General features: G+C 50.5%; 19 protein-coding genes. 1 reads left to right on the top strand and 18 read right to left on the bottom strand.

The genetic code is table 11. The features are described from left to right. Positions 1–106: 106 nt before the first annotated feature. Together I8U17_RS07205 and I8U17_RS07210 are read right to left on the bottom strand one after the other, a co-directional pair. A complete protein-coding gene (locus tag I8U17_RS07205) occupies positions 107–1,009 on the bottom strand; it encodes a YheC/YheD family protein (RefSeq protein WP_198055996.1) in 903 nt (300 codons plus the stop codon). Continuing rightward, on the bottom strand, positions 996–1,403 hold the full coding sequence (locus tag I8U17_RS07210; protein ID WP_033100669.1) for an aspartate 1-decarboxylase: 408 nt from the start codon (positions 1,401–1,403) through the stop codon (positions 996–998). The genes I8U17_RS07205 and I8U17_RS07210 overlap by 14 nt, the downstream gene beginning before the upstream one ends. A gap of 401 nt (positions 1,404–1,804) precedes the next feature. On the opposite strand from I8U17_RS07210, the gene sugE reads away from it, so the two are divergent. Next, positions 1,805–2,122 (top strand): quaternary ammonium compound efflux SMR transporter SugE, encoded by a 318-nt coding sequence (sugE, locus tag I8U17_RS07215; RefSeq protein WP_033100670.1) that lies wholly within the window; start codon positions 1,805–1,807, stop codon positions 2,120–2,122. A gap of 240 nt (positions 2,123–2,362) precedes the next feature. On the opposite strand, the gene I8U17_RS07220 is transcribed toward sugE, so the two are convergent. From I8U17_RS07220 to spoIIE, 16 genes are all read right to left on the bottom strand, one after another. Continuing rightward, positions 2,363–3,886, bottom strand: a complete 1,524-nt coding sequence (locus tag I8U17_RS07220; protein ID WP_033100671.1) for an Hsp70 family protein — start codon at positions 3,884–3,886, stop codon at positions 2,363–2,365. Positions 3,887–4,120: 234 nt separating this feature from the next. Beyond that, positions 4,121–4,750: a nucleotide exchange factor GrpE gene (locus I8U17_RS07225; RefSeq protein WP_033100672.1), complete on the bottom strand. Its 630-nt coding sequence runs from the start codon at positions 4,748–4,750 to the stop codon at positions 4,121–4,123. 875 nt (positions 4,751–5,625) lie between these two features. Beyond that, positions 5,626–7,116 (bottom strand): lysine--tRNA ligase, encoded by a 1,491-nt coding sequence (gene lysS, locus I8U17_RS07230; RefSeq protein ID WP_033100674.1) that lies wholly within the window; start codon positions 7,114–7,116, stop codon positions 5,626–5,628. A 107-nt stretch (positions 7,117–7,223) separates the two neighbouring features. Next, a complete protein-coding gene (gene dusB, locus I8U17_RS07235) occupies positions 7,224–8,219 on the bottom strand; it encodes a tRNA dihydrouridine synthase DusB (RefSeq protein WP_033100675.1) in 996 nt (331 codons plus the stop codon). A gap of 49 nt (positions 8,220–8,268) precedes the next feature. Next, the gene (gene folK / locus I8U17_RS07240) at positions 8,269–8,802 is read right to left on the bottom strand and encodes a 2-amino-4-hydroxy-6-hydroxymethyldihydropteridine diphosphokinase (RefSeq protein WP_033100676.1); all 534 of its coding nucleotides are present in this window, start codon (positions 8,800–8,802) and stop codon (positions 8,269–8,271) included. After that, complete coding sequence (gene folB / locus I8U17_RS07245; protein WP_033100677.1) at positions 8,799–9,158, bottom strand: dihydroneopterin aldolase; 360 nt, start codon at positions 9,156–9,158, stop codon at positions 8,799–8,801. Before folB ends, folK begins: the two co-directional genes overlap by 4 nt. Positions 9,159–9,160: 2 nt before the next feature. After that, the gene (gene folP, locus I8U17_RS07250) at positions 9,161–10,000 is read right to left on the bottom strand and encodes a dihydropteroate synthase (RefSeq protein ID WP_033100678.1); all 840 of its coding nucleotides are present in this window, start codon (positions 9,998–10,000) and stop codon (positions 9,161–9,163) included. Continuing rightward, positions 9,981–10,877, bottom strand: coding sequence for an aminotransferase class IV (locus tag I8U17_RS07255; protein WP_232330955.1), 897 nt, complete (start codon positions 10,875–10,877; stop codon positions 9,981–9,983). Before I8U17_RS07255 ends, folP begins: the two co-directional genes overlap by 20 nt. Positions 10,878–10,908: 31 nt before the next feature. After that, a complete protein-coding gene (locus I8U17_RS07260; protein ID WP_198055994.1) occupies positions 10,909–11,487 on the bottom strand; it encodes an anthranilate synthase component II in 579 nt (192 codons plus the stop codon). A gap of 151 nt (positions 11,488–11,638) precedes the next feature. After that, positions 11,639–12,562 (bottom strand): cysteine synthase A, encoded by a 924-nt coding sequence (gene cysK / locus I8U17_RS07265; RefSeq protein WP_033100680.1) that lies wholly within the window; start codon positions 12,560–12,562, stop codon positions 11,639–11,641. Positions 12,563–12,874: 312 nt separating this feature from the next. Continuing rightward, on the bottom strand, positions 12,875–13,744 hold the full coding sequence (gene hslO / locus I8U17_RS07270; RefSeq protein ID WP_052154125.1) for an Hsp33 family molecular chaperone HslO: 870 nt from the start codon (positions 13,742–13,744) through the stop codon (positions 12,875–12,877). 59 nt (positions 13,745–13,803) lie between these two features. Then, complete coding sequence (locus tag I8U17_RS07275) at positions 13,804–14,589, bottom strand: type III pantothenate kinase (RefSeq protein WP_033100682.1); 786 nt, start codon at positions 14,587–14,589, stop codon at positions 13,804–13,806. Positions 14,590–14,781: 192 nt separating this feature from the next. Next, on the bottom strand, positions 14,782–16,809 hold the full coding sequence (ftsH, locus tag I8U17_RS07280) for an ATP-dependent zinc metalloprotease FtsH (protein WP_198055993.1): 2,028 nt from the start codon (positions 16,807–16,809) through the stop codon (positions 14,782–14,784). 69 nt (positions 16,810–16,878) lie between these two features. After that, entirely contained in the window at positions 16,879–17,418 is a 540-nt protein-coding gene (hpt, locus tag I8U17_RS07285) for a hypoxanthine phosphoribosyltransferase (RefSeq protein WP_033100684.1), read from the bottom strand. A gap of 22 nt (positions 17,419–17,440) precedes the next feature. Continuing rightward, complete coding sequence (gene tilS, locus I8U17_RS07290; RefSeq protein WP_198059207.1) at positions 17,441–18,877, bottom strand: tRNA lysidine(34) synthetase TilS; 1,437 nt, start codon at positions 18,875–18,877, stop codon at positions 17,441–17,443. Between the two features lie 93 nt (positions 18,878–18,970). Next, positions 18,971–21,433: a stage II sporulation protein E gene (gene spoIIE / locus I8U17_RS07295; protein WP_198059208.1), complete on the bottom strand. Its 2,463-nt coding sequence runs from the start codon at positions 21,431–21,433 to the stop codon at positions 18,971–18,973. Positions 21,434–21,619 lie beyond the last annotated feature (186 nt).

The following is a 21,619-nucleotide window of genomic DNA, read 5'->3' on the forward strand; positions in this document are numbered from 1 at the left end:
CGGGTCTTCTCTTGACCTTCGGCAGGGGCTGACGCGTCCCGATCTGCAACAAAAAAGCCGTCCCCGGGAATTGGACGGCTGGCGCCATTTGCGGTCCGGATGAGAATCATGATTCATCCGGGCGGTATTTCTCCAACACTTCGTCGAGAGCGCTGCTCAGATCATTTTCCGATAACCATTCGTCCGGATCGCACTCAAACGGAGGGAGCGTTTCCGCAAAAAAAGCTTCGCGGAGAATCAGCGGTACACGGAATCGTTCAAACGTCCGTTCCATCATCCGCATATAAACCGAAGCATCGGGCAGTTCCGCGAACAGTTCATGGCTGGGCATTCCGATCGCATCATTGGTGTTAACCTCAATGATCCAGGGGTTCTGCTCATGATCCACCCCAAAATCGATCCCCACTTCGTCATAATCATAAATTTGATCCAGCAGCCGGCAAATTTTAAAAGAAACTTCCTCCAGCTTTTGTCTGATTTCTTGCGTCTCCTCTTTCAGGATCTCATCGGTGGGATGAACGCGGCCATTGCTGATTTTGACATTAGAAACGATCGCATTTTCCCCGCCGATTCGGACCAGATCACCTGCATAGTGCCAGGTGCCGTCGCTCCCTTTTTGCATGTGGACGCGAATATCCATCGGCCGGTCGTTGCTCTGGCGGATGGGTGCACTCTGTTGGATAATATAATTCTTTTTTTCCATTCGCAGAGCCATCTCCCGGATCAATTCCTGTTCATCGAAAAAAACTTTGAGCTCTTCCCCTTGAGATGACAAAACAAAGGAATCAGGGCAATCCTGAAGCTGAATCCGGAATATCCCTTCCCCGCCCCAAGTGGAGATCGGTTTCACATAAATGCAGTGATAACGGCGGAGCATCGGGACAAGGTCGGCTTCCTTTTCGTACAAGACCGTAAACGGGAGGAGTCCCGGCTTGATTTCCTCTTGGGACAGGAATTTATACATTTCCCACTTATTGATAAATCTTCTTTGGGGATCAAATTGAACCATCGCTTGCCTCCTGGAAGTGAGCAGATTGAAACGCTGTTGTTTTTGTCTCCGTCACTTTATTTTGTTCATCCACATAAACCGTTGTATGTTGAAAACCGTCCATTTCTTGGGGATTCAGATAAGCCAGACTCAGGATCGCAACATAATCACCCGGTTGAAACAGGCGGGAGGGGGGACCGTTGAGGCAGATCGTTCCTGAGCCGGGAGGAGCAGGAATCGCGTAAGTTCTCCATGTCTGCCCGGTTCGGTAACCGTTGATTTGCACCATTTCAAAGGGCAGGATGTTCGCTTTTTGCATTAAAATCTCATCAATGGTAATACTCCCTTGGTAATCAAGGTCTGCTTCTGTTACGAGTGCCTTGTGGATTTTCCCTTTGCAGAACAAGCACAGCATGATTAAAATCCTCCCTTTTGCGTCTGTCCCACGTCATACTATGTTGGCAAGAACGCAGATGAAACTTGTCCTGAAGGGGTTGAGCCGCTCGACATCGGCTTTCCCAAACCGCGATATTTCGCCAAGCAATCTGGTCTTATGTTAGAATAAACAGGAGGTTTTCCAGGGAGCCGCAGCATTGTCGCTGGTCCGGTTCGGGAGAAAACGCACAGTGGCAAACTGTGTACATGAAGGGCGAAAAGCCCGGGAGGATATCAATCAGGATATCGCTCCCGGGCCTTTTCAATTGCAATCGCGTCGTGTGGTACCGCCGACCTCCTCACGTTTTCGGGGGTGGTCAGGGGACGCCACACTCTCCGTGGGGTGCGCAATGAAACATTTTATCAAAGGAGGATTTTCTTATGGCATGGCTTTATCTCTTGATTGCCGGTATCTTTGAAGTGGTATGGGCCATCGGGATGAAATACACGCAAGGTTTTACCCGGCTTATTCCTTCCTTGATCACCATTGCCGGTATGGTTCTGAGCATTACCTTTCTCTCCTTGGCAACCAAAACACTGCCAATTGGCACCGCCTATGCCGTCTGGACAGGCATCGGAGCATTGGGAGCGATCCTTCTGGGAATGATCTTGTTTAATGAACCCCGTGATCCCGGCCGCCTTCTCTTTCTCAGCCTGATTCTGATCGGCATTATCGGTTTGAAACTGACAACCCGGTAAACAAGATTTAAAAGCATAAACAACGCATGTGGTTGCCAAAGGATATACCGGAACCGTCTCAGGGTTTTTCCCCTGATGATCGCAAGAAGAGACAGTCGGAAACCGTCCGGCCTCGGTAAGAAGGACAAAAACCACGGAAATTAAAAAACGGGAAGACTCAGCTTCCCGTTTTTTACCTGATGGTCAGGTTACAATTCATGATGAATAATAATTGCAATAAAAAGATGCTTTCGCTTATGTTTATCCAATCGCCAGCTGCGCCACACGTCGTCTCTTTTCAATCACTTCCGACTCGGTCAGGTTGGACGTACGCTGGATCTGAAGCTCTCCAAGCCGGGCCCCCTGGGTCGAATCAATCACAGTGATATGAATGATACCGTCGCTGTCGTATTCAAAGATGACTTCCAGAGGTGCGCCTTTGGGGTATTCAGGGAGATCGATCATGCCTTCACCGACGATTTTTACATAATCGAGCTCACTGTACTCTCCTTCGGTGATCTGTAAATGCAATCGCGTCTGATGATCGACCGTGGTGGTATAGTGCCCGCTCACTTTGCAGGGGATCGGCGTATCTTTGCGCAAAACGATGGAGTTGAATTCACGTCCTTCTTCATCGAGCGCCACAACCCCCATGCTGTGCGAATTGACATCCTGCACATTAACCACAGGGAAAACGCTGGTAAGCTGAGGATCGGCCTTTCCTTGTTTCACTTGCAAAATGGCTCCCTGGATCGCCGCTCCCATCGCGACCACTTCGTCGGGGTTGACATCCAGTGACGGTTTTTTACCAGTGACGCGCTCAATCATGGCCGGTACCTGTCTCATGCGGGTCGAACCGCCGACAAGGAGCACTTTATCAATATCCTTCCAATTCAGTTGGGCATCTTCCAGCACAAACTCCATGATTTTTTTCGTTCGGGTGAGAAGATGCGCAGTGATCTCGTCAAATTTTGTCCGGGTCAGCGTCACCGATGTGTTTAACCCGTTGGCGGAGAGGAAGACGTTGGTACGATCCCGCACAGAAAGGGTCTTTTTGGCAATCTCCGCTTTATCCCGGAGATCTTGCTCCAGCATCGGATCTTCCAGAAGATCAATCCCGCCCTGCTTTTTAAACTCCTCATTCAGGTAAGCCATCACGGCGTTGTCCCAATCGAATCCGCCCAAATTTTTGGCTCCACCCGTGGATAGCACACGCAGGCCCTGCGGAGACAGATTCATGATGGTGACGTCAAACGTACCGCCTCCGAGATCATAGACCAGAAGGTTTTGTTCCTGGTTCATTTTGTTCAACCCGTAGGCAAGGGCGGCTGCGGTCGGTTCGTTAATGATGCGCAAAACGTTGAGGCCCGCGATCCGTCCGGCATCCTGCGTCGCTTTCCGCTGCGCGTCGTCAAAATAAGCCGGAACGGTGATCACTGCATCTTCGATCTCTTCATTCAGCAGCGTCTCAGCATCTTCTTTTAGACGGCGCAAGATCATCGCGGAGATTTCTTCCGGAGTAAAATCTTCCTTGTTATCGGTCTGGAACTTCCATGATTTGTCCCCGATCTGCCTTTTGACAAACTGCACGACATTAAAGGGGCTGGCTACAGCCGAGCGCTTTGCGATACTTCCGACGATGACATCGCGGTTATCAAAGAGAACGACTGATGGGGTAATCCGTTCTCCTTCGCGGTTCGTCAATATCTCTGGTTTGCCGTAATTGTTGACTATAGCGATCGCCGAATAAGTTGTTCCCAGGTCGATCCCTACAACTCTTCCCATCTTTTTTCACTCCTTCGTTCACTTCCATGTGAATCAGCCAAAAAAAGAAACCGTGATTAGAAAAAAGATCTTATGTAAGAGAGGCAAAAAGTGGATGATGATCTTGCAATAAATGAAAACGAAAAGATGGGAATCCCATCTCTCGTTTTTAAAAAGGCATATGGCATTTGCGGCTGCTTCTCCCGTCCCGGTTTGAGGGAGAAAAAGCCGCGGGGAACCATTCGCTTTGTTGAATCAGGGATGGTACTTTTTCACTACTACTTCTTCAGGGCGGAGAACCACTTCTTTATATTTAAACCCATGTCGTACCATATGGACAACCAAATTATCTTCTGCCGGATTTTTGGTGGGTATGACTTCGACGACTTGCTGAATGCGCGGATCGAATTTATTCGATGGCGCAACGATCAACTCGACGCCACGCCTGTACAAAATCTCCAATACTTCATGGCTGAGCGTCTGCAAAATATTGACAAGCTCAGGATTTTTCTCCCCCACTTCCAACTTGTCATTATAAATGTTATTCATGCGATCAATCAGCAAAATCAGGTCAATATATAGAGGACGAAGCTGGTTAAGCTCCTGATCCTGTTTCAGCTCTTCCATTTCCTTATACAGCCGGTCGAAAGCCACTTCTTTTGTTTTATCGTAACTCAGGCGATTGGTTACTACCTGAAGCAAAGAGGCAAAATTCTGCTGCAAGGAAGACAGCATGGAAAGAACCTGCTGATGTTGCCTGTCAGGCCTGGTCTCTTTCACCTCTCTGATCGCATTCTCTCGCCTCGCTAAGCCAAAACGGGATTCAGGCAATGAAAGATGGTTGCTCTGTTCAAAGAATCTATGGTTCTCTTTCCTGGGACCCATAGCTTAACCTCCCCGATGTTGTCGATTTTAAATTCAAATTTATATAAAGGCTAAACTATCTGTAAAATATTAAGCCGATAGAAGGAAACCAATCTCCGTGTCACGTTTTCTCTTTTGCCTTATATAATTTTACTAATAACATAAATAATGTCGCAAGTATATGTGCAAAAACATTTGTAATCCAAATATAATATTTACAGATAGGGTTACTCCATTCCAAATAAGAAAGAAAATACGGAAAATAGCCAAAAAGAGGGAATGGGTCGCTACTGCGTAACCTAGGGCAATTATAGACCCTTTCCTACATTTAGACAAGGATTATTTATCTTTAAGGAACCCTTAATTTTACGGCCCTTCTATCTATTCGCTAGGCAGGAAAAAGTTCCTGCACCTGAAAACCGAAAACAAAAAGCCCTTTCAACCAGGGCTTCGATCAGTAAAACTTTCAAAATTGCGTTTAACGGTTATTTTGATCTTCCTCTCCCTGGGCCTGCGAATTTCAGGGAATCTGACAAAGAGCCGGAAGAACCGCTTTTTTTTGACCTTTTGCAATTGATCGGTCAGGCACAACCGGCAATAATGCTTGCCTTCAAATTGAAAAAACTGAATGTATAAGGACTTTGCTCCACAATTTGAACAAGTGCACTTGTCCGCCATCACAGCCCCTCCCCCCGCTCTGGACTCATGAAACAAAAAAGGGTGTAATGATTTATTCTTCAAAAAGAGGAAAAATCCTCCAATCATCCGAATATATTATCATTTTCTTTCTGGCATTCAGATTCCAATAAAAAAAGCAGCCCCGAGGAAAGGCTGCTTTATTCACAACTTATCCACATTTTTCTTCCCGGTTGTGAACAAAATGTGGATAACTTTGTTTAACCTTGTTGTTCACGCATATGCGGGAACAGGAGCACATCGCGGATCGAAGGCTGATTGGTCAACAACATCACCAGGCGGTCAATGCCGATGCCCAGTCCGCCGGTTGGCGGCATCCCGTACTCGAGCGCTTCGAGGAAATCTTCATCCATCGGATGCGCTTCATCATTGCCTGCCGCTTTTTCCTTCACTTGCTGTTCAAACCGCTCACGCTGATCAATCGGGTCATTCAACTCAGAAAAGGCGTTGGCGTGTTCGCGGCCCACGATGAACAATTCAAAGCGGTCCGTAAAGCGCGGGTCTTGTTCGTTCTTTTTCGCCAACGGGGAAATTTCAACCGGGTGACCGTAAACAAAGGTCGGTTGAATCAGTTTGTCTTCAACCTTTTGTTCAAAAAATTCGTTGACGATATGGCCGAATTTCATCGAATCCGTAACGTTCACACCATGTTCCTTGGCCAGGCGATGCGCTTCTTCATCAGTCATTTGCCGGCTGAAATCAACACCTGTGTGCTCCTTGACCAGTTCGACCATCGATTTGCGCGCCCAGCCCGGAGACAGATCCACCTCATGCCCCTGATACTCGATCCGGGTTGTGCCGAGAACTTCTTTGGCCGCGTGGCTGATCAGGTTTTCGGTCAGGTTCATGATATCATGGAAATCGGCATATGCTTCGTACAGTTCCAACATGGTGAACTCCGGATTGTGCCGGGTGGAAATCCCCTCGTTGCGGTAGACGCGACCAATCTCATACACTTTTTCAATCCCGCCGACAATGAGGCGCTTCAGATGAAGTTCGATCGCAATGCGCATGTAGAGGGTCATGTCCAATGCATTGTGATGGGTGATAAACGGACGAGCCGCAGCCCCGCCGGCAATCGGATGCATCGTGGGCGTCTCCACTTCCAGGTAACCTTTTTCATCGAGATAACGACGGATTGAAGAGATGATTTTACTCCGGGCGATAAAGGTATCCTTTACTTCCGGATTCATGATCAGATCGAGATAACGTTTGCGGTACCGAAGCTCCACATCTTTCAGGCCATGGTATTTTTCTGGGAGCGGCAGCAACGATTTGGTGAGAAAGACGACTTCATCCGCCTTGACGCTCAGTTCACCGCGATTCGTTTTAAAAACAACACCCTTGATTCCCAGAAAGTCGCCGAGATCAGCCAGTCCAAACGCTTCGTACTGTTCTTCCCCGACCCGGTCCAGGCGGACGTAGATTTGCACGCGTCCGCTCATATCCTGCAAATGGGCAAAAGAGGCTTTGCCTTGCTGGCGTTTTGCCATCAATCGCCCGGCAATGGAAACCTCGATATTTTTCTCCGCCAGTTCTTCTTTGGATAAAGATTCATACTGACTCAGAATGTCACGGGCGGTTGCCGTTCGTTCAAACTTGTGTCCGAAAGGATCAATTCCCCTCTCTCTGAGGCGATCCAACTTATCCCGGCGCACCTGAAACAGATCGCTGTGTTCTTCATGAGACATGATTCATCACTCCTTCATTTCTTGCCAATCCGGCCTCCTGCATATGTAGAAAAGCGGGCGGCAAAAAAGCCGGGAGCCATCCGCCCGCACTCGACAAAACACAATGCTTACGCCGGTTCTTTTTGTCTTCTCTCTTCTGCCTCAGCAGCAAAATTCAATAAAAGCTGTGCCATTCCATCCCGTGTTTCCTGCTGGTTGACGAGATCTTTGATTTTGGAAGCACCGGGCAGCCCTTTCAGATACCAGGCGGCATGCTTGCGCATTTCCCTGACGGCGATCCGTTCCCCGCGAAGACGAACGAGCCGGTCCATGTGCAACACGGCGATCTCCATCTTCTCTTGCGGCGACGGTTCGGGCAAAAGTTCCCCCGTTTCCAGATAGTGAACCGTACGGTAGAGCATCCAAGGATTCCCCAAAGCACCGCGCCCGATCATCACCCCGTCACAGCCGGTGGTATCCAGCATGCGTTTTGCATCTTCGGGTGTCAATACGTCACCGTTGCCAATGACCGGAATCTTCACTGCTTCTTTCACTTGGCGGATAATATCCCAATTCGCCTTGCCTCTGTACATTTGCTGCCGGGTCCGTCCGTGAACGGCAACTGCTTTGCCGCCGGCGCGCTCCACGGCCTGGGCGTTTTCCACGGCATAGATATGATCCTCATCCCAGCCCATGCGCATTTTCACGGTAACCGGCTTTTTGACGGCTTCCACCACTGCGGAAACCATCTCCTCGATTTTGTTCGGATCGAGAAGCCAGCGTGCCCCGGCATCGCATTTCACGACTTTTGGAACCGGGCAGCCCATATTGATATCAATGATATCCGCATTGGTTTGCTCGTCAACCACTTTGGCTGCTTCGACAAGCGTTTTCTTGTCGCCGCCGAAGATTTGCAAACTGAGCGGTTTTTCCCGTTCGTCGACGAACAGCATCTCTTTTGTCCGCTTGTTGCCGTGCAAAATCGCTTTGTCGCTTACCATTTCCGCACAGACAAGCCCGACTCCAAACTCCTTGGCAATCAGGCGGAAGGCGGGATTGCAGACACCGGCCATCGGAGCCAGCACAACCCTGTTTTTCAGCTCGATATCACCAATCTTCAGCATCGGAAACAACCTCCTTCCATTCCAATAATACCTTTTCATATGAAACCATTTATATGAACAACTGGCGTTCCGTGAAAAGATCACTGAGCGGCGAAAGCTTTTTGATCTCCTGATCGGGCGGCAAGTGGCTGATCCATTCCTCGAGCGTCTTGTCCGTTCCCGGAATCCGTATATTTCCCGCCACTTCACGCAAAGGAATCAAGACAAAAGCGCGCTCCGTCATTCGCGGATGAGGAATGGTCAATTTATCCGCAGTAATGATTTGCTCATCATAGAGAAGCAGATCAATGTCAATGGTGCGGGGCCCCCAGCGAATCTCGCGGACCCGGTGCAATTTTTTCTCGATGTCCAGCACCCGGGCGAGCAGTGCAAAAGGGGACAGCGCCGTTTTCACTTCGACCACGAGATTGTAGAAATCGGGTTGCCGTGTAAATCCGACCGGGGCCGTTTCATAGACAGAAGAAACGCCGGTAACCAGAATGTCTTCGCTCTGGTGCAGCAGCTCAATCGCTTTTTTCAGCTGGCCCGGACGATCTCCCAGATTGGCTCCCAAACCCAGATAGGCGGTTGTTTGAGGATTCATGCTCTTCTCCTCACGATCTCGACACCGACTGATTGATAGTATCCGGGGATGGGCGGGTCCGGCTTTGTGACACGCACCCGGACCTCGGCGATCGGAAAAACGGAAAGGAGGCTGGCCGCGATCCTCTCTGCCAGCGTTTCGATCAATTTCACTTGTGTTTCCGTCGTTTCCTTTTTGACCAATTCGTATACATCCGCGTAATTTACGGTCTTGCTCAGGTCGTCGCTCTCTCCGGCCGCTTTCAGATCAAGCCTCATTTCCAGATCGACGTAAAACCGCTGCCCCAATCTGTTTTCCTCCGGAAATGCCCCATGATAAGCGTAAAAGCACATTCCGTTCAGCAAAATTTTGTCCACGGCTATGCCTCCTTCACGGACGATTCATAGACAAGTGCATCCATCATCCGGCATACCCGCACCATCTGTTTCACATCGTGAACCCGCACGATCTGACATCCTTTGGTAATCCCGAACGCCACGGTCGCCGCCGTCCCTTCCATCCGCTCTTGCGGCGGGAGTCCCAATGTGCGGCCAATCATCGATTTGCGCGAAGTTCCCAACAGGACGGGATACCCCAATTGGACAATGCGGTGCAAATTGCGCATGACAATTAAATTTTCCTCATAATTCTTGGCAAAGCCGATCCCGGGGTCAAGGATGATATTGTGATCTTTTACTCCCGCCTCTTTTGCCAGGCGAACGGACTCGAGCAAATCCCCGCATACCTCTTCGACCAGGGAATGATACCGGGCTTCACGGCGATTGTGCATCAGGATGAGGGGAACATCCAATTCCGCGGCCACGTGCGCCATCTCCGGATCTTTTTTTGCTCCCCAGACATCATTGATGATATGCGCACCCGCCCGGATCGCCTGCCGCGCGACTTCCGCTTTATAGGTGTCAACCGATAGCGGAAGATCAATTTCCTTTGTCAAAACCTCAATCACGGGCAGAACCCGCTCCAGTTCCTCTTCAAGGGAAACCGGTTCCGCTCCCGGCCGGGTGGATTCACCGCCGATGTCGATGATGTCCGCTCCGTCCTGCGCCAACTGCCGGGCATGGCGAACCGCCCGGTCGATCCGGTCATATTTTCCGCCATCGGAGAAAGAGTCGGGTGTCACATTTAATATTCCCATCACCAATGTGCGATTGTGGTAAGAAAGTTGATAAGGTCCAGCTTCAATCACTTGATTCGTCATTTGTTTCGCCCTTCCCGCGCAACTCATCGCTGTCAGTCAGCCATGTCACATATTGATGATAGGCTTCAATCAGGCGTTTCGTCAAAGGAAACTGAAACCACTCCCGCCCTTCCCATTCGGTGACCGGGACAATTTCAAGCAATGAGTTAGCGATAAAGATTTCGTCAGAATCGTACAGAAAAGAGGGAGAAAAGGCACCCTCTTTTACCGGAATGCCGAGCAGCGCTGCCAGGCGCAGGATAAAGCGGCGCGTCACTCCGTTTAAAATCCCGAGATCCAGCGACGGTGTGTACAACACGCCATTTTTCACAAAAAAAAGGTTGCTGACGATTCCTTCTGCCACATAGCCATCGGGAGTGAGCATCAATCCTTCGGTATCCGACAATTGGCCCAGCTCCTGCCTGGCCAGGATGCTGTTCAGATAGTTATTTGTCTTGTACGGCTCCGCTCCCCCGATCGCTTGGCGGGGAACAGATACCGTTTTCATCTTTCTTCCGCGGTTAAAAGGCTCTCCCGGAGAAAAGGGGAGCGGACGCAGCCAGACAAAGCTGTTCGGCTGATCATAGCCGGAACCCAGCCCTGCCCCCGCATTTCCGCCGGTCACCATCAGGCGGACGACTCCCGAGGTATATCCGGTCTCTCTGATCAATGTATCAATCTGGCCCCGCCACTCATCGGGAGAATGCGGAGACTTGATGGCCATTCGCTTCAGCCCGGCCTCCAAACGTTCGAGGTGATCGGCAAACAAAAACAGATGACCATCATAAAGGCGCATCGTTTCAAATGCCCCCACTCCGTACAGCAGGCCGTGATCAAAGACGGAAACCACCGCTTCCTCTTCCCTAACGAGCCGTCCGTTCATCATGATCGTTCCCATGGGATTCCCCTTCCATTCCCGCTTGAGGAAATCAATTCTGTTTGACATAGGTTTGCAGGAAGTTGGCCAAAAGCGTTTTTCCATGTTCACTCAAAATCGCTTCAGGGTGAAATTGCACACCCTCCACCGGCAAAAAGCGGTGTCGTATTCCCATGATTTCACCTTCCGCCGTTTTCGCGCTGACAACCAGCTCTTCAGGCAACCGATCCGGATTGACGATCAGGGAATGGTAGCGGGTCATCGTCACAGGGGAAGGAAGCCCGCTGAAAATGGTTTCTCCGTCATGGAGCACCTCGGAAGTTTTTCCGTGCATAAGACGTCCCGCCCGGATCACTTCCCCGCCAAATGCCTCGGCGATCGTCTGATGTCCGAGACATACGCCCAGGATCGGAATTTTCCCGGACAGGTGCTTGACCACATCAAGGCAAATCCCTGCTTCCCGCGGCGTTCCCGGCCCCGGCGACAGCACAATCGCCTGCGGGTTCTCCTTTTCTATTCCATCAACGGTGAGCTCATCATTGCGCACCACTGTCAAATTCTCACCCAGTTCTCCAAGATATTGAACCAAGTTGTACGTAAACGAATCATAGTTGTCAATCATGAGAATCATCTTTTCTCTTCTCCTCTCACCTGATCTTATCTAAGCTCTTCTAATCACATTATTTTAACACATGCATAATCAATCTTCATCTGTCATTCTCTCTTCAAGCCAAAAAAGCCATCCCGGAAAAAGGGACAGCTTGGAACAGGTCATGATTCGATTAATCAAACTGGTACAACGGCGTGGTCAGATACCGTTCACCGTTGCTCGGAGAAACGGTAACCACTTTCTTGCCGACACCCAGGCGACGGGCTACTTTAACCGCAGCGGCCACAGCAGCTCCCGAGGAAATGCCGACAAGAATTCCTTCCTCGCGGGCCACACGGCGCGCCCAGTCAAACGCTTCCTCGTTCCCGATCTGGATCACTTCATCGTAAATTTGCGTATCCAAAATTTCCGGTACAAATCCCGCACCGATTCCCTGGATTTTATGAGGCCCCGGTTTGCCTCCGGATAATACGGGAGAATGAACCGGTTCAACCGCAATCACTTGAATATGGGGAAATTTCTCTTTTAACCGTTTCCCGACACCGGTAATCGTGCCGCCTGTTCCCACACCGGCCACAAAAGCGTCAAAGTCGCCGCCTGTTTGTTCGATGATTTCCACCGCAGTGGTTTCATAATGAATCTTGACGTTATCCTGATTGCTGAATTGCTGAGGCATATAGGCATTGGGGTTTTCGCGCGCAATTTCTTCCGCTTTGGCGATCGCTCCCTTCATTCCTTCGGCACCGGGGGTCAGCACCAATTCGGCCCCATATGCTTTCAACAGATTGCGACGCTCCATGCTCATGGTATCCGGCATGACCAGAAGGGCGCGGTAACCTTTGGCAGCAGCCACCATCGCCAGTCCGATTCCGGTATTTCCGCTGGTCGGTTCCACAATCGTATCGCCCGGCTTTAGTTCGCCCCTTTTTTCTGCTCCTTCTATCATGCTCAAAGCAATCCGGTCCTTGACACTTCCTCCGGGATTGAAAAACTCCAACTTGAGAAACACATCAGCATCCGATTTCCCGACTACGCGGTTCAGTTTCACCAATGGCGTCTGCCCGATCAAATCCAAAACGTTGTTGACCACTCGCATCGCGAACCCCTCCTAATCCGATTTAGTTGATCAGAATTAAACCCTAGTATAGCGAATCATAGGACCATGGATCAATCCATTTTTCTCATTTTGAGGGCTGCTTGGCGGGAATTTCGGGCTGATCCATGCACCCGCGAAGCCAACGGTTTTCCCTTCTGCTGAATGAAGAAGGAGGGCTGTTCTGCCGGTTGACAAAATCCGAACAGGAATCCGCCGGGCCACAGGGCTTTACTCTGCTCCCGGCTCCTTCATCGCAAAGGTCGCTGAAAAAAAAGCACCCATTCGCTTCTGTTTAAAGCTTGTCAAAAGCCTTTACCGGTCAAAAGAGGAAATCAGCTTTTCCAGATCACCGGCACTGAATAGATATTTTTCGTTGCAGAAGTGGCAAATCACCTCTGCTTGCCCCAATTCACGCAAAATGGATTCCAGTTCCTCTCTGCCCAGCGCTTTCAGCATCGCTTCCGTTTTGGTGCGGGAACAATTGCAGGCAAACTGCACCGGCTCCCGATGCAGGATCTCCAAATCATTCCCCATCAGGAAAGCGAGCAATTTCTCAGGGGTTTCCCCTTCTTTCAATCGCTCCGTAATCGACTTGAGCTCGGAAATTCGCTGTTCCAGCCGGCTGATCGTTTCATCATCGGCGCCCGGCAATACCTGAATCATATAACCACCGGATACGAGGATTTTCTCCTTCTGCACCAGGACTCCCAGCCCGACGGAAGAGGGGATCTGCTCCGATACGGTCAAATAATAAGTAAAGTCTTCGGCCAATTCCCCGGAGATGATCGGCGAAGTTCCGCGATAGGGTTCCTTTAGCCCCAGGTCTTTGATGACATAAATGCTCCCTTTTCCCACGGCGGAAGCTACATCCAATTTATAGTCCTGATTGCCTTCCACGGCCGGGTTATCCACATAGCCGCGAACTTCCCCTCTCCCGTTCGCGTCCGCCACGATCTGCCCGATCGGTCCGTCTCCCTGCACCTGAAGGGTTACCTTATGTTTTTCTTCCTTAAGCGTCAATCCCATCAAAGCTCCCATGGTAGCCGTTCTTCCCAAAGCCGCGCTGACCACGGGCAATGTCTGATGACGACGCTGCAATTCTTGCACCAACTCCGTCGTGAGGGCAGCAAACCCACGCACCTGCCCGTTCGCTGAGATGGCTCGAATCGCATAATCACCCATGTTGGTTTCCTCCTTCAATCCTTGACGACAGTAACTGAATCCTGCAGTTTGGCAGAGTCTTACTTTTGATTTCGTTCATAAATGAGTTTCAGCCCTTCCAGAGTCAGGTGGGGGTTCACGATATCGATTGTTTTAGTATCTCCGCAGATGAGTTGGGCCAATCCGCCGGTCGCCACTACTTTGGGGCGCTTTTTCAACAGGGCTTTCATCCGTGTCACAATTTCATCGACAACCCCCACATAGCCGTAATAAATGCCTGCCTGCACCGCGTGTACGGTATTCCGGCCGACGACTGAATCCGGCTTGACAATTTCCACCCGCGTCAGCTTGGCCGCTCTTTGGTATAAAGCTTCAGCGGAAATGTTTACCCCAGGGGTAATCGCTCCGCCAACATAATGCCCCTCTTCATCGATGAAGCAAAAAGTGGTAGCCGTGCCGAAGTCCACGATGATGAGCGGCGCCCCGTAGAGTTCCAGTGCGGCTACGGCATTGGCAATACGGTCGGCCCCCACTTCTCTCGGATTGTCATATTTGATGTTCAGTCCGGTTTTTACCCCGGGCCCGAGAATCAAAGGCGTCTGATTCATGTATTTTTGTGTCAGCCGCGTCAAGACGATGGTGAGCGGAGGAACAACCGAGGAGATGATGACACCGCCGATCTCATTTAACGACAATCCTTCGTGGCTTAACAAATTTTTCAGCAACACCCCGTACTCATCTTCGGTGGCATTGCGATCGGTTTGCAGACGCCAGTGATGGAGAAGATGATCTTTATGGTAAACCCCTAACACGATATTGGTATTTCCCACATCCATCACTAATAAAAGTTGATCGATTTTCTTCATTTTTGACACCCGCTTTTGGTATAATCACCTACATCTTAGCAATCTCCGGTTTATTGGACAATGGCATCGGGAGCTCACCAAAGCAACCCGGCAGAGTCGTGGAGGCCATCAATCCGGTGAAACAGGCCCCACGACTGTACATGCAAAGACAGGATCATAGAAAAAAGAGGCGTTTTCCCGCCTCTTTTCCCGTTAAACCGTTCGGTTTCCGTCCGGATTGGTTGAATCCGAATCATTGTGGACAATCGAATTTTTATCCGGCTCTTCATCCAACTCGTTCAATGCGGATGCTCCGTTGGTATAGGAGGTATCACCGGAATTCTTTGTTTCATGGGAGACGCTGCTCTCGTCCTTCTCTTTTTCCTCTTTCCCCTGGATCGTCACCTTCACGTCATCATCATCCAACTTCCCGTTTTCGAGAAGCTGCTTAATTTGTTCTTCATCCAAGGTTTCACGAACAAGAAGCGTTTGCGCAAGCAATTCCAGTTTATCGCGATGTTCGATGATCAGGTTTTTGGCGCGATTGTAGCATTTGCGAATCATCTCTTGCATTTCCATGTCGATTTCATATGCCACTTTATCGCTGTAGTTTTGCTCATGACCGAGGTCACGGCCCAGGAATACCTGACCTTGGGAACGCCCGAAAATCATCGTCGCCAGCTTGTCGCTCATCCCGTATTCGGTAATCATCGCACGAACGATGCTGGTTGCTTTCTCGAAGTCATTGCTTGCTCCCGTGCTGATCTCCCCGAAGAAAACCTCTTCGGCCACGCGACCGCCCAACAAACCGGTAACCCGATCGAGAAGTTCGCCTTTGGTTGCCAGGTAGCGATCCTCTTTGGGCAACATCATCGCATAACCCCCGGCCTGACCGCGGGGAACAATGGTTACTTTGTGAACGATATCCGCATTCTCCAGGTAGTAGCCGCAGATTACGTGGCCGGCTTCGTGATATGCCACAATCTTGCGTTCTTTTTCACTGATGACGCGGCTTTTCTTCTGCGGGCCGGCGATTACCCGGTCAACCGCTTCGTCGATTTCTTCCATGGTGATTTTCTTCTTGTTGTTGCGTGCTGCCAGCAATGCCGCCTCATTGAGCAGGTTTTCCAGATCTGCTCCGGAAAAACCGGTCGTCCTCTGTGCAATCACGCTCAATTTAACACTGTCCGCCAGCGGTTTGTTGCGGGCGTGCACTTTCAATACCGCTTCCCGGCCTTTCACATCCGGACGGTTGACCAAAATCTGACGGTCAAAACGTCCCGGACGCAACAGCGCCGGATCGAGGATATCGGGACGGTTGGTTGCGGCCATGATAATAATTCCCGCATTGACGTCAAATCCATCCATTTCCACCAACAGCTGGTTGAGCGTCTGCTCGCGTTCATCGTGACCTCCGCCCAGGCCGGCACCGCGCTGACGACCAACGGCATCGATCTCATCTATAAAAATAATGCAAGGAGCATTTTTCTTCGCTTGTTCAAACAAGTCGCGTACACGGGAAGCTCCCACCCCGACAAACATTTCGACAAAATCGGAACCGCTGATCGAGAAAAACGGGACTTTTGCTTCACCGGCAACCGCTCGCGCAAGCAAAGTTTTCCCCGTACCAGGCGGACCGACGAGCAGTACCCCTTTGGGAATGCGCGCGCCCATTTGCGCATAACGGCGGTTATCCCGCAAGAAATCCACAATTTCAACAAGTTCAGCTTTCTCTTCATCTGCCCCTGCCACATCATCAAAGGTTACCCGCTTCTTCTCATCATTGTACAGTTTCGCCTTGCTCTTGCCGAAGTTCATGACACGGCTGCCGCCGCCTTGAGCTTGGTTTAACATGAAAAAGATAAGAAGTAGGATGATGACCGAGGGAATGATGGATGTAATGAAGCTGAGCCATACGGATTCACCCTTCGTCGGCTCCACTTTCATCCGAACATTGGCCTTTTGCAAATCCTGAATGACCGTGCTGCCATCACCGGCAGGTGCAGTGGTGACAAAGCTTTTCTTGGGGTCATTTGTGAACTTGCCGGTAATATGGTAAGTTCCTTTATCCAACTGGATCGAAATGTCGTTCACTTGCTTGTGAAGGAGCATCTGCCTGTATTGAGAATAATCCAAAGTTGTCGTATCCGTGCTCGGGTTTGCGATCATATTCACAACCCCGATGGTTACTAGGATGAGGATAATATATAATACTCCGTTCCTGAGGAAGAAGTTTTTCATCCCTGGCCTCCTCTCAGTCCACTTGTATCATTGTATCACAGTCGGCAAAACATTCTCAATAGAACCTGATTACGACTTGTAAACCTCTTCCTTTAGGATGCCGATGTAAGGGAGGTTTCGGTATTTTTCGGCATAATCCAATCCATAACCCACCACAAACTCATCCGGGATGGTAAATCCGGAGTAGTCAGGACTCAAATTCACTTTCCGGCGATCCGGCTTATCGAGTAAGGTAACGATTTTGACGGAAGCGGCATTTCTCCCTTTAAGCATTTCTACGAGATAACTGAGAGTCAAACCAGAATCGATAATATCTTCGACGATCAATACGTGACGTCCTTCGACGGCGCTGTCCAAATCTTTCAGGATTCGCACTACACCGGAAGATGTGGTGGAATTGCCATAACTGGATACCGCCATAAAATCCATCTGCAGCGGGATCTCCAATTTGCGGATCAAATCGGCCATGAAGGGAACGGCTCCTTTCAGAACGCAGATGCAAAGAGGGTTGAGGTCTTGATATTCTCTGGAAAGCGCCTTCCCCAGTTCGGCCACTTTTTCTTGAATCTGCCTTTCCGAGATTAGTATTTCCTTAATATCCTGATGCATGTCCGTCCTCCTGTATCTTTTTTCAATCATTCTCCCGATTCGGACCATCTCCTGCATGCCAATGCAAATAAAGAAAGCGCCTGGTATCCGGTGTTACCGGTGCCGCGCCCGACCGCTTAATCCCCGGAATCCATACGATCTCATCTTTCGTCACCACAAGCGGATACTGATCCCGGATCCGTTTCGGCACTTTCGCCTCCATCATTAAGCTTTTCACTTTTTTTCTTCCGGTCATACCCAAAGGTTTCATTTTGTCTCCCGGCCGGCGAAATCGTACATAAAGCGGTTCTTTCAGCTTGTCACGATCAAAGACGGCACTGTTCGGCCCCATCCTCATCCTATGTATCGGCTCATCCGTTTCCAACACTTCTATTTTACCCAAAAGACCCGGCAACGAAGTCACTCCAGGAATGGACAGCGGAATGGTCTCTGAGAGAATCGGCGTTGTTTGTTCATTTGTGCTTGAATGAACTTTCAGGATCAGCTTTTCATATTCCCGCTGCGCGATGATGCCTCCAGGGAGGTGGATCATTGCAGACGGGGACGGAAGCTGGGCCAGATTCCTTACTTGTTCCACAGAGTCAAGCGTCACCTCATGCGTACCGTAATCCCAAAGATAACTTAATATTAGTTTAACTACCCTTCTTTGTAAAGCGACCGGAAGGTGAAGAAAACTTGAAACATCGACAAGAAATTGTCCATTTTCCTGCTTCGCCATGACTTGATCCGCTGCCTCAAGTGTCAACTTTTCCCAAATTTTTTCTTCCTCACGGATCAATTCCGACAGGCGCAAAACGGCGTCTGCCACTCTGGGGTTAAAAGAGTGGATCAGCGGAACGAGTTCGTGACGCAAACGGTTTCGGGTATAGTCATTGGACAGGTTGCTCGAGTCCAAGCGAGGGTGAAGCCCCTGCTCCCGGCAATAATGTTCAATCTCCTCCTTGGTGACTCCCAGAAGGGGGCGGATCAGCCCGATGCCCTGCCACCGCCTTTCCCATTCCATCCCGGCAAGACCGCTTACCCCGGTTCCGCGGATCAGCCGCATCATCACTGTTTCCAGCTGGTCATCGGCATGGTGCGCCAGCGCCAGCTTCGTCGCTTTTCGCTTCCTTGCCACCTCTTGAAATGCATCGTAGCGCAACTGACGGGCAATCGCCTGCTTGTTCCCGCCCAGCTCCTTTCTCTTTCCGCTCACATCGACCCGCACTACATCGCACGAAAGAGCCAGGCTGCGGCAAAATTCCCGGACAAAACGGGCATCCTCTTCGCTTTCCTCTCCCCGCAACTGGTGGTTGACATGAACAGCCCCCACCGAAAAACCCGTTTCCGCAGACAAACGGTGCAAAACATGAAGGAGTGCGATAGAATCAGGGCCGCCTGAAACACCGACCAGGACATGATCCTGTTTCCCAATCAGTTTCCGATTGGCAATTTCCTGTTTTACCCGATCATAAAACAAAGCCATCTTCCCCTAATCGTGAAAAATAAAATCCCGGGAACCCCCCGGGACTCTCCACTTCCATCATACTCTTTTTGCCGTCTGGAAGCAATTTCATCCAGCTGCTTGCGTCCGCTGCAATCTTTTTACACCCGGCAGGCGGATGGTCGACCATTCGGGCGTGTGCCGTTCGACTTTGGAGACGACAATCGTCATATCGTCCCTGATTCTTCCTTCATAAACCCGGACCACCTTTTCCAGCAGACAATCGGCAAAATGCTGCGGGTCCTTGGTATCGATTTCCGCAATCATCCGGGTCATCCACGCATCTTTGTTCACTGCATAATGCGGCGCATCATAAACCCCGTCGGTCATCATGATCAGCAAGTCTCCCGGCTCCAGCTGCATTTCGATCGGATCGAACTCAATCTCGTTCAAAATCCCGATTGGCGGGTTGGAGCCGGAAAGCATGATCACCTTTTGTCCGCGTTTAATGAACCCCGGGGTTGAGCCGATCTTCATAAACCGCCCCACCGCCGTGTTCAAGTCCACAATCGCCAGATCGACGGTGGCAAACATCTCATCTGCCGAACGCAGGCTCAGTATGGAGTTCACGGTGTCAACCGCCCGTTCTTCATGCATTCCCGCCATCAGCAGGCGCCGGAGCAGTTTCAAGGCCGCACTGCTCTCCTCTTGCGCCCGTTGACCGTTCCCCATTCCGTCGGAAAGAGCCACCGCATATTTTCCCGTTCCCAGATTCATGTAACAATAGCTGTCCCCGGAAACCAAGCCTCCGCCCTTGGCCGCCGTTGCCGCCCCTGTCTTCAGTTCAAACCGCTGGGCGGAACCCAACGTAATCACCGCACCGGGTGAGCCGTCTTTCACCACCTTGCGATAAACGGAAATCGGTTCGCCCAGGATCTCCGTCAACAGGGGAGCAACCAGCTTTTTGCATTCCTCCAGGCCTTCCCGTTCCGGCATGACAACCTCGATCTCCACTTTCCCCTCTTCGAGATTGATAATATCCACCCGCTGAATCGCCAGTCCCAGTTCTTCCAGTGCCTCATGGATTTGCTCTTCATGGGCGGTCAGCACTTGTGTCTCATGCCTGATTTCCTTGGCCAATTTGCCCATCACTTCCGACATTCCCGCCAGTTGGTCGGAGACGAGCCGGCGCGATTCCTGCATTTTTTCTTTCCAGTAAATATTTTGCTCGAATCGCGCATATTGATTTCGTATCGAGGCAAGAACCCGCTCCGGACGGATACAGTGGCCCCGCCAGCTTTCCGGAATTTGCACCGGGGCCCGCGCTCCCTTCGCTTCGACCAGTGTCATGAGATCCGTCATGCCCTGATAGGTTTTCATCACATGTTGTTCCCAGCATCGCTCTGCATTGCGGCAGCCCGCGCAGGCCTGGGTCATGATCTCCGAGATGAAGATCTGCACCTGGTCTTCATCCTCTTTGCGATGTTTGGTCGCATCCTCGCGGAAACTGAAAGCCAGCTCTTGGAACAATTCCGTAAATTGCTCTACTTTTTTCGCCGTTACATCGCGAAGCCGCTTGATATATTCCTGATGGGCAATCTGATTTTCCGATGTCCCCGGAACATAGCGGGACAGCATGCGAATAAGCCTCTCCGGCGTCAGCAGAAGGAAAACAATGGCGATCGCCGATTCCTGCAAGGACAACCACATCGCCGAAGTCCCGCCGTCATAAAGCGTCAAAATGGAAGAACCCAACATAAAGCCAATTGCGACTCCAATGCGTTTTCCTTCTTTGAACAAACCCGCGAGCAAACCGGAAAAAGCCAGCAAGCTGATTTCAGGAAGCGTCCGCGTATCGGACAAGCTAAGGATGAGACCTGTCACCACTCCCATTGAAGAGCCGAGCATGCCTCCTCCGACCAGAGCCAATACCAGGATCGCGTAGCGGGAAACGATGTGAACCAGGGACAAGTCTCCCGCTTTTAAGCCAATCGTGCCCGTCATCACCGACCCGAGCAAGATGACCAGGCAGACGATTTCCTCATGGCGCAGGGTGATTCTTTTTTTCTTGACGGTAAACACGGGGAGGGACTGGACGAAAATGAATGTGAGAATAAAGCTGAGAGTCACATCGACCCCGTCCAGCATCATCCGGTACGGACGAAATCCCGTCCATCCCAGTTCAATAAGGTGGGCCGCGATGCTTGACAATCCCACAACGAAAGGGGCGTAATTGATCTGTCCTTTGCCCGCCCATTCCCACAATCGATGCATTAAAAGCAAAATGAGCAAGGTTCCGGTCGTTTTTGCCGCTTCCATCCCCCCCAGCGTCGCTGACCCGGCAATCAGGGAAGCCATCACGACCGGCCATTGTTTTCGTGCCAGGTATAAAATCACCGCCAGATAGGCGATCGCAAACGGGGAAACAAAATCGAGAATCGTCGCGCGGCCCAGCAGCACCCCCATTCCGATCACAGGGATATTCCACATGCCGGTCCAGCGATGGATCGCCCTCTTCTGCCGGCTTCGATCCACACCAAACCACATAACCGGACGAATGAATAAATTTTTAAAATGAGTTCTTACTTGCATCCCTTCCACCTCGCTATTCGATTTGTGCCCTCCCATTATAGCGAGGAAGCAACTGGAAAGTTTGTCAATTTCTCTGACTGTTTTAAAATTTTTTTGCGACATTTTTTAACCATCATCGCCTTTTATTCATTTTCCCGGTTTCCTTCTGTTGCAAGATTTTCAGGGCAAATGAAAAAGGCCCCGGAA

Origin of the sequence: Thermoactinomyces sp. CICC 10521, assembly GCF_016055135.1 — a bacterium.
Lineage (GTDB): Bacteria > Bacillota > Bacilli > Thermoactinomycetales > Thermoactinomycetaceae > Thermoactinomyces_A > Thermoactinomyces_A daqus.

Bases quoted from the DNA above. Each gene is read 5' to 3' on its own strand.
- folK (WP_033100676.1), bottom strand. From the start codon at position 8,802: ATGAATCCTCAAACAACCGCCTATCTGGGTTTGGGAGCCAATCTGGGA.
- I8U17_RS07255 (WP_232330955.1), bottom strand. From the start codon at position 10,877: ATGGGAACGATCATGATGAACGGACGGCTCGTTAGGGAAGAGGAAGCG.
- I8U17_RS07260 (WP_198055994.1), bottom strand. From the start codon at position 11,487: ATGATTCTCATGATTGACAACTATGATTCGTTTACGTACAACTTGGTT.
- dusB (WP_033100675.1), bottom strand. From the start codon at position 8,219: ATGCTGAAGATTGGTGATATCGAGCTGAAAAACAGGGTTGTGCTGGCT.
- I8U17_RS07210 (WP_033100669.1), bottom strand. From the start codon at position 1,403: ATGCTGTGCTTGTTCTGCAAAGGGAAAATCCACAAGGCACTCGTAACA.
- sugE (WP_033100670.1), top strand. From the start codon at position 1,805: ATGGCATGGCTTTATCTCTTGATTGCCGGTATCTTTGAAGTGGTATGG.
- I8U17_RS07205 (WP_198055996.1), bottom strand. From the start codon at position 1,009: ATGGTTCAATTTGATCCCCAAAGAAGATTTATCAATAAGTGGGAAATG.
- I8U17_RS07220 (WP_033100671.1), bottom strand. From the start codon at position 3,886: ATGGGAAGAGTTGTAGGGATCGACCTGGGAACAACTTATTCGGCGATC.
- I8U17_RS07225 (WP_033100672.1), bottom strand. From the start codon at position 4,750: ATGGGTCCCAGGAAAGAGAACCATAGATTCTTTGAACAGAGCAACCAT.
- folP (WP_033100678.1), bottom strand. From the start codon at position 10,000: ATGACGAATCAAGTGATTGAAGCTGGACCTTATCAACTTTCTTACCAC.
- I8U17_RS07275 (WP_033100682.1), bottom strand. From the start codon at position 14,589: ATGAAGAAAATCGATCAACTTTTATTAGTGATGGATGTGGGAAATACC.
- hslO (WP_052154125.1), bottom strand. From the start codon at position 13,744: ATGGGTGATTATGCGATTCGAGCCATCTCAGCGAACGGGCAGGTGCGT.
- ftsH (WP_198055993.1), bottom strand. From the start codon at position 16,809: ATGAAAAACTTCTTCCTCAGGAACGGAGTATTATATATTATCCTCATC.
- cysK (WP_033100680.1), bottom strand. From the start codon at position 12,562: ATGCGAGTGGTCAACAACGTTTTGGATTTGATCGGGCAGACGCCATTG.
- spoIIE (WP_198059208.1), bottom strand. From the start codon at position 21,433: ATGCAAGTAAGAACTCATTTTAAAAATTTATTCATTCGTCCGGTTATG.
- lysS (WP_033100674.1), bottom strand. From the start codon at position 7,116: ATGTCTCATGAAGAACACAGCGATCTGTTTCAGGTGCGCCGGGATAAG.
- hpt (WP_033100684.1), bottom strand. From the start codon at position 17,418: ATGCATCAGGATATTAAGGAAATACTAATCTCGGAAAGGCAGATTCAA.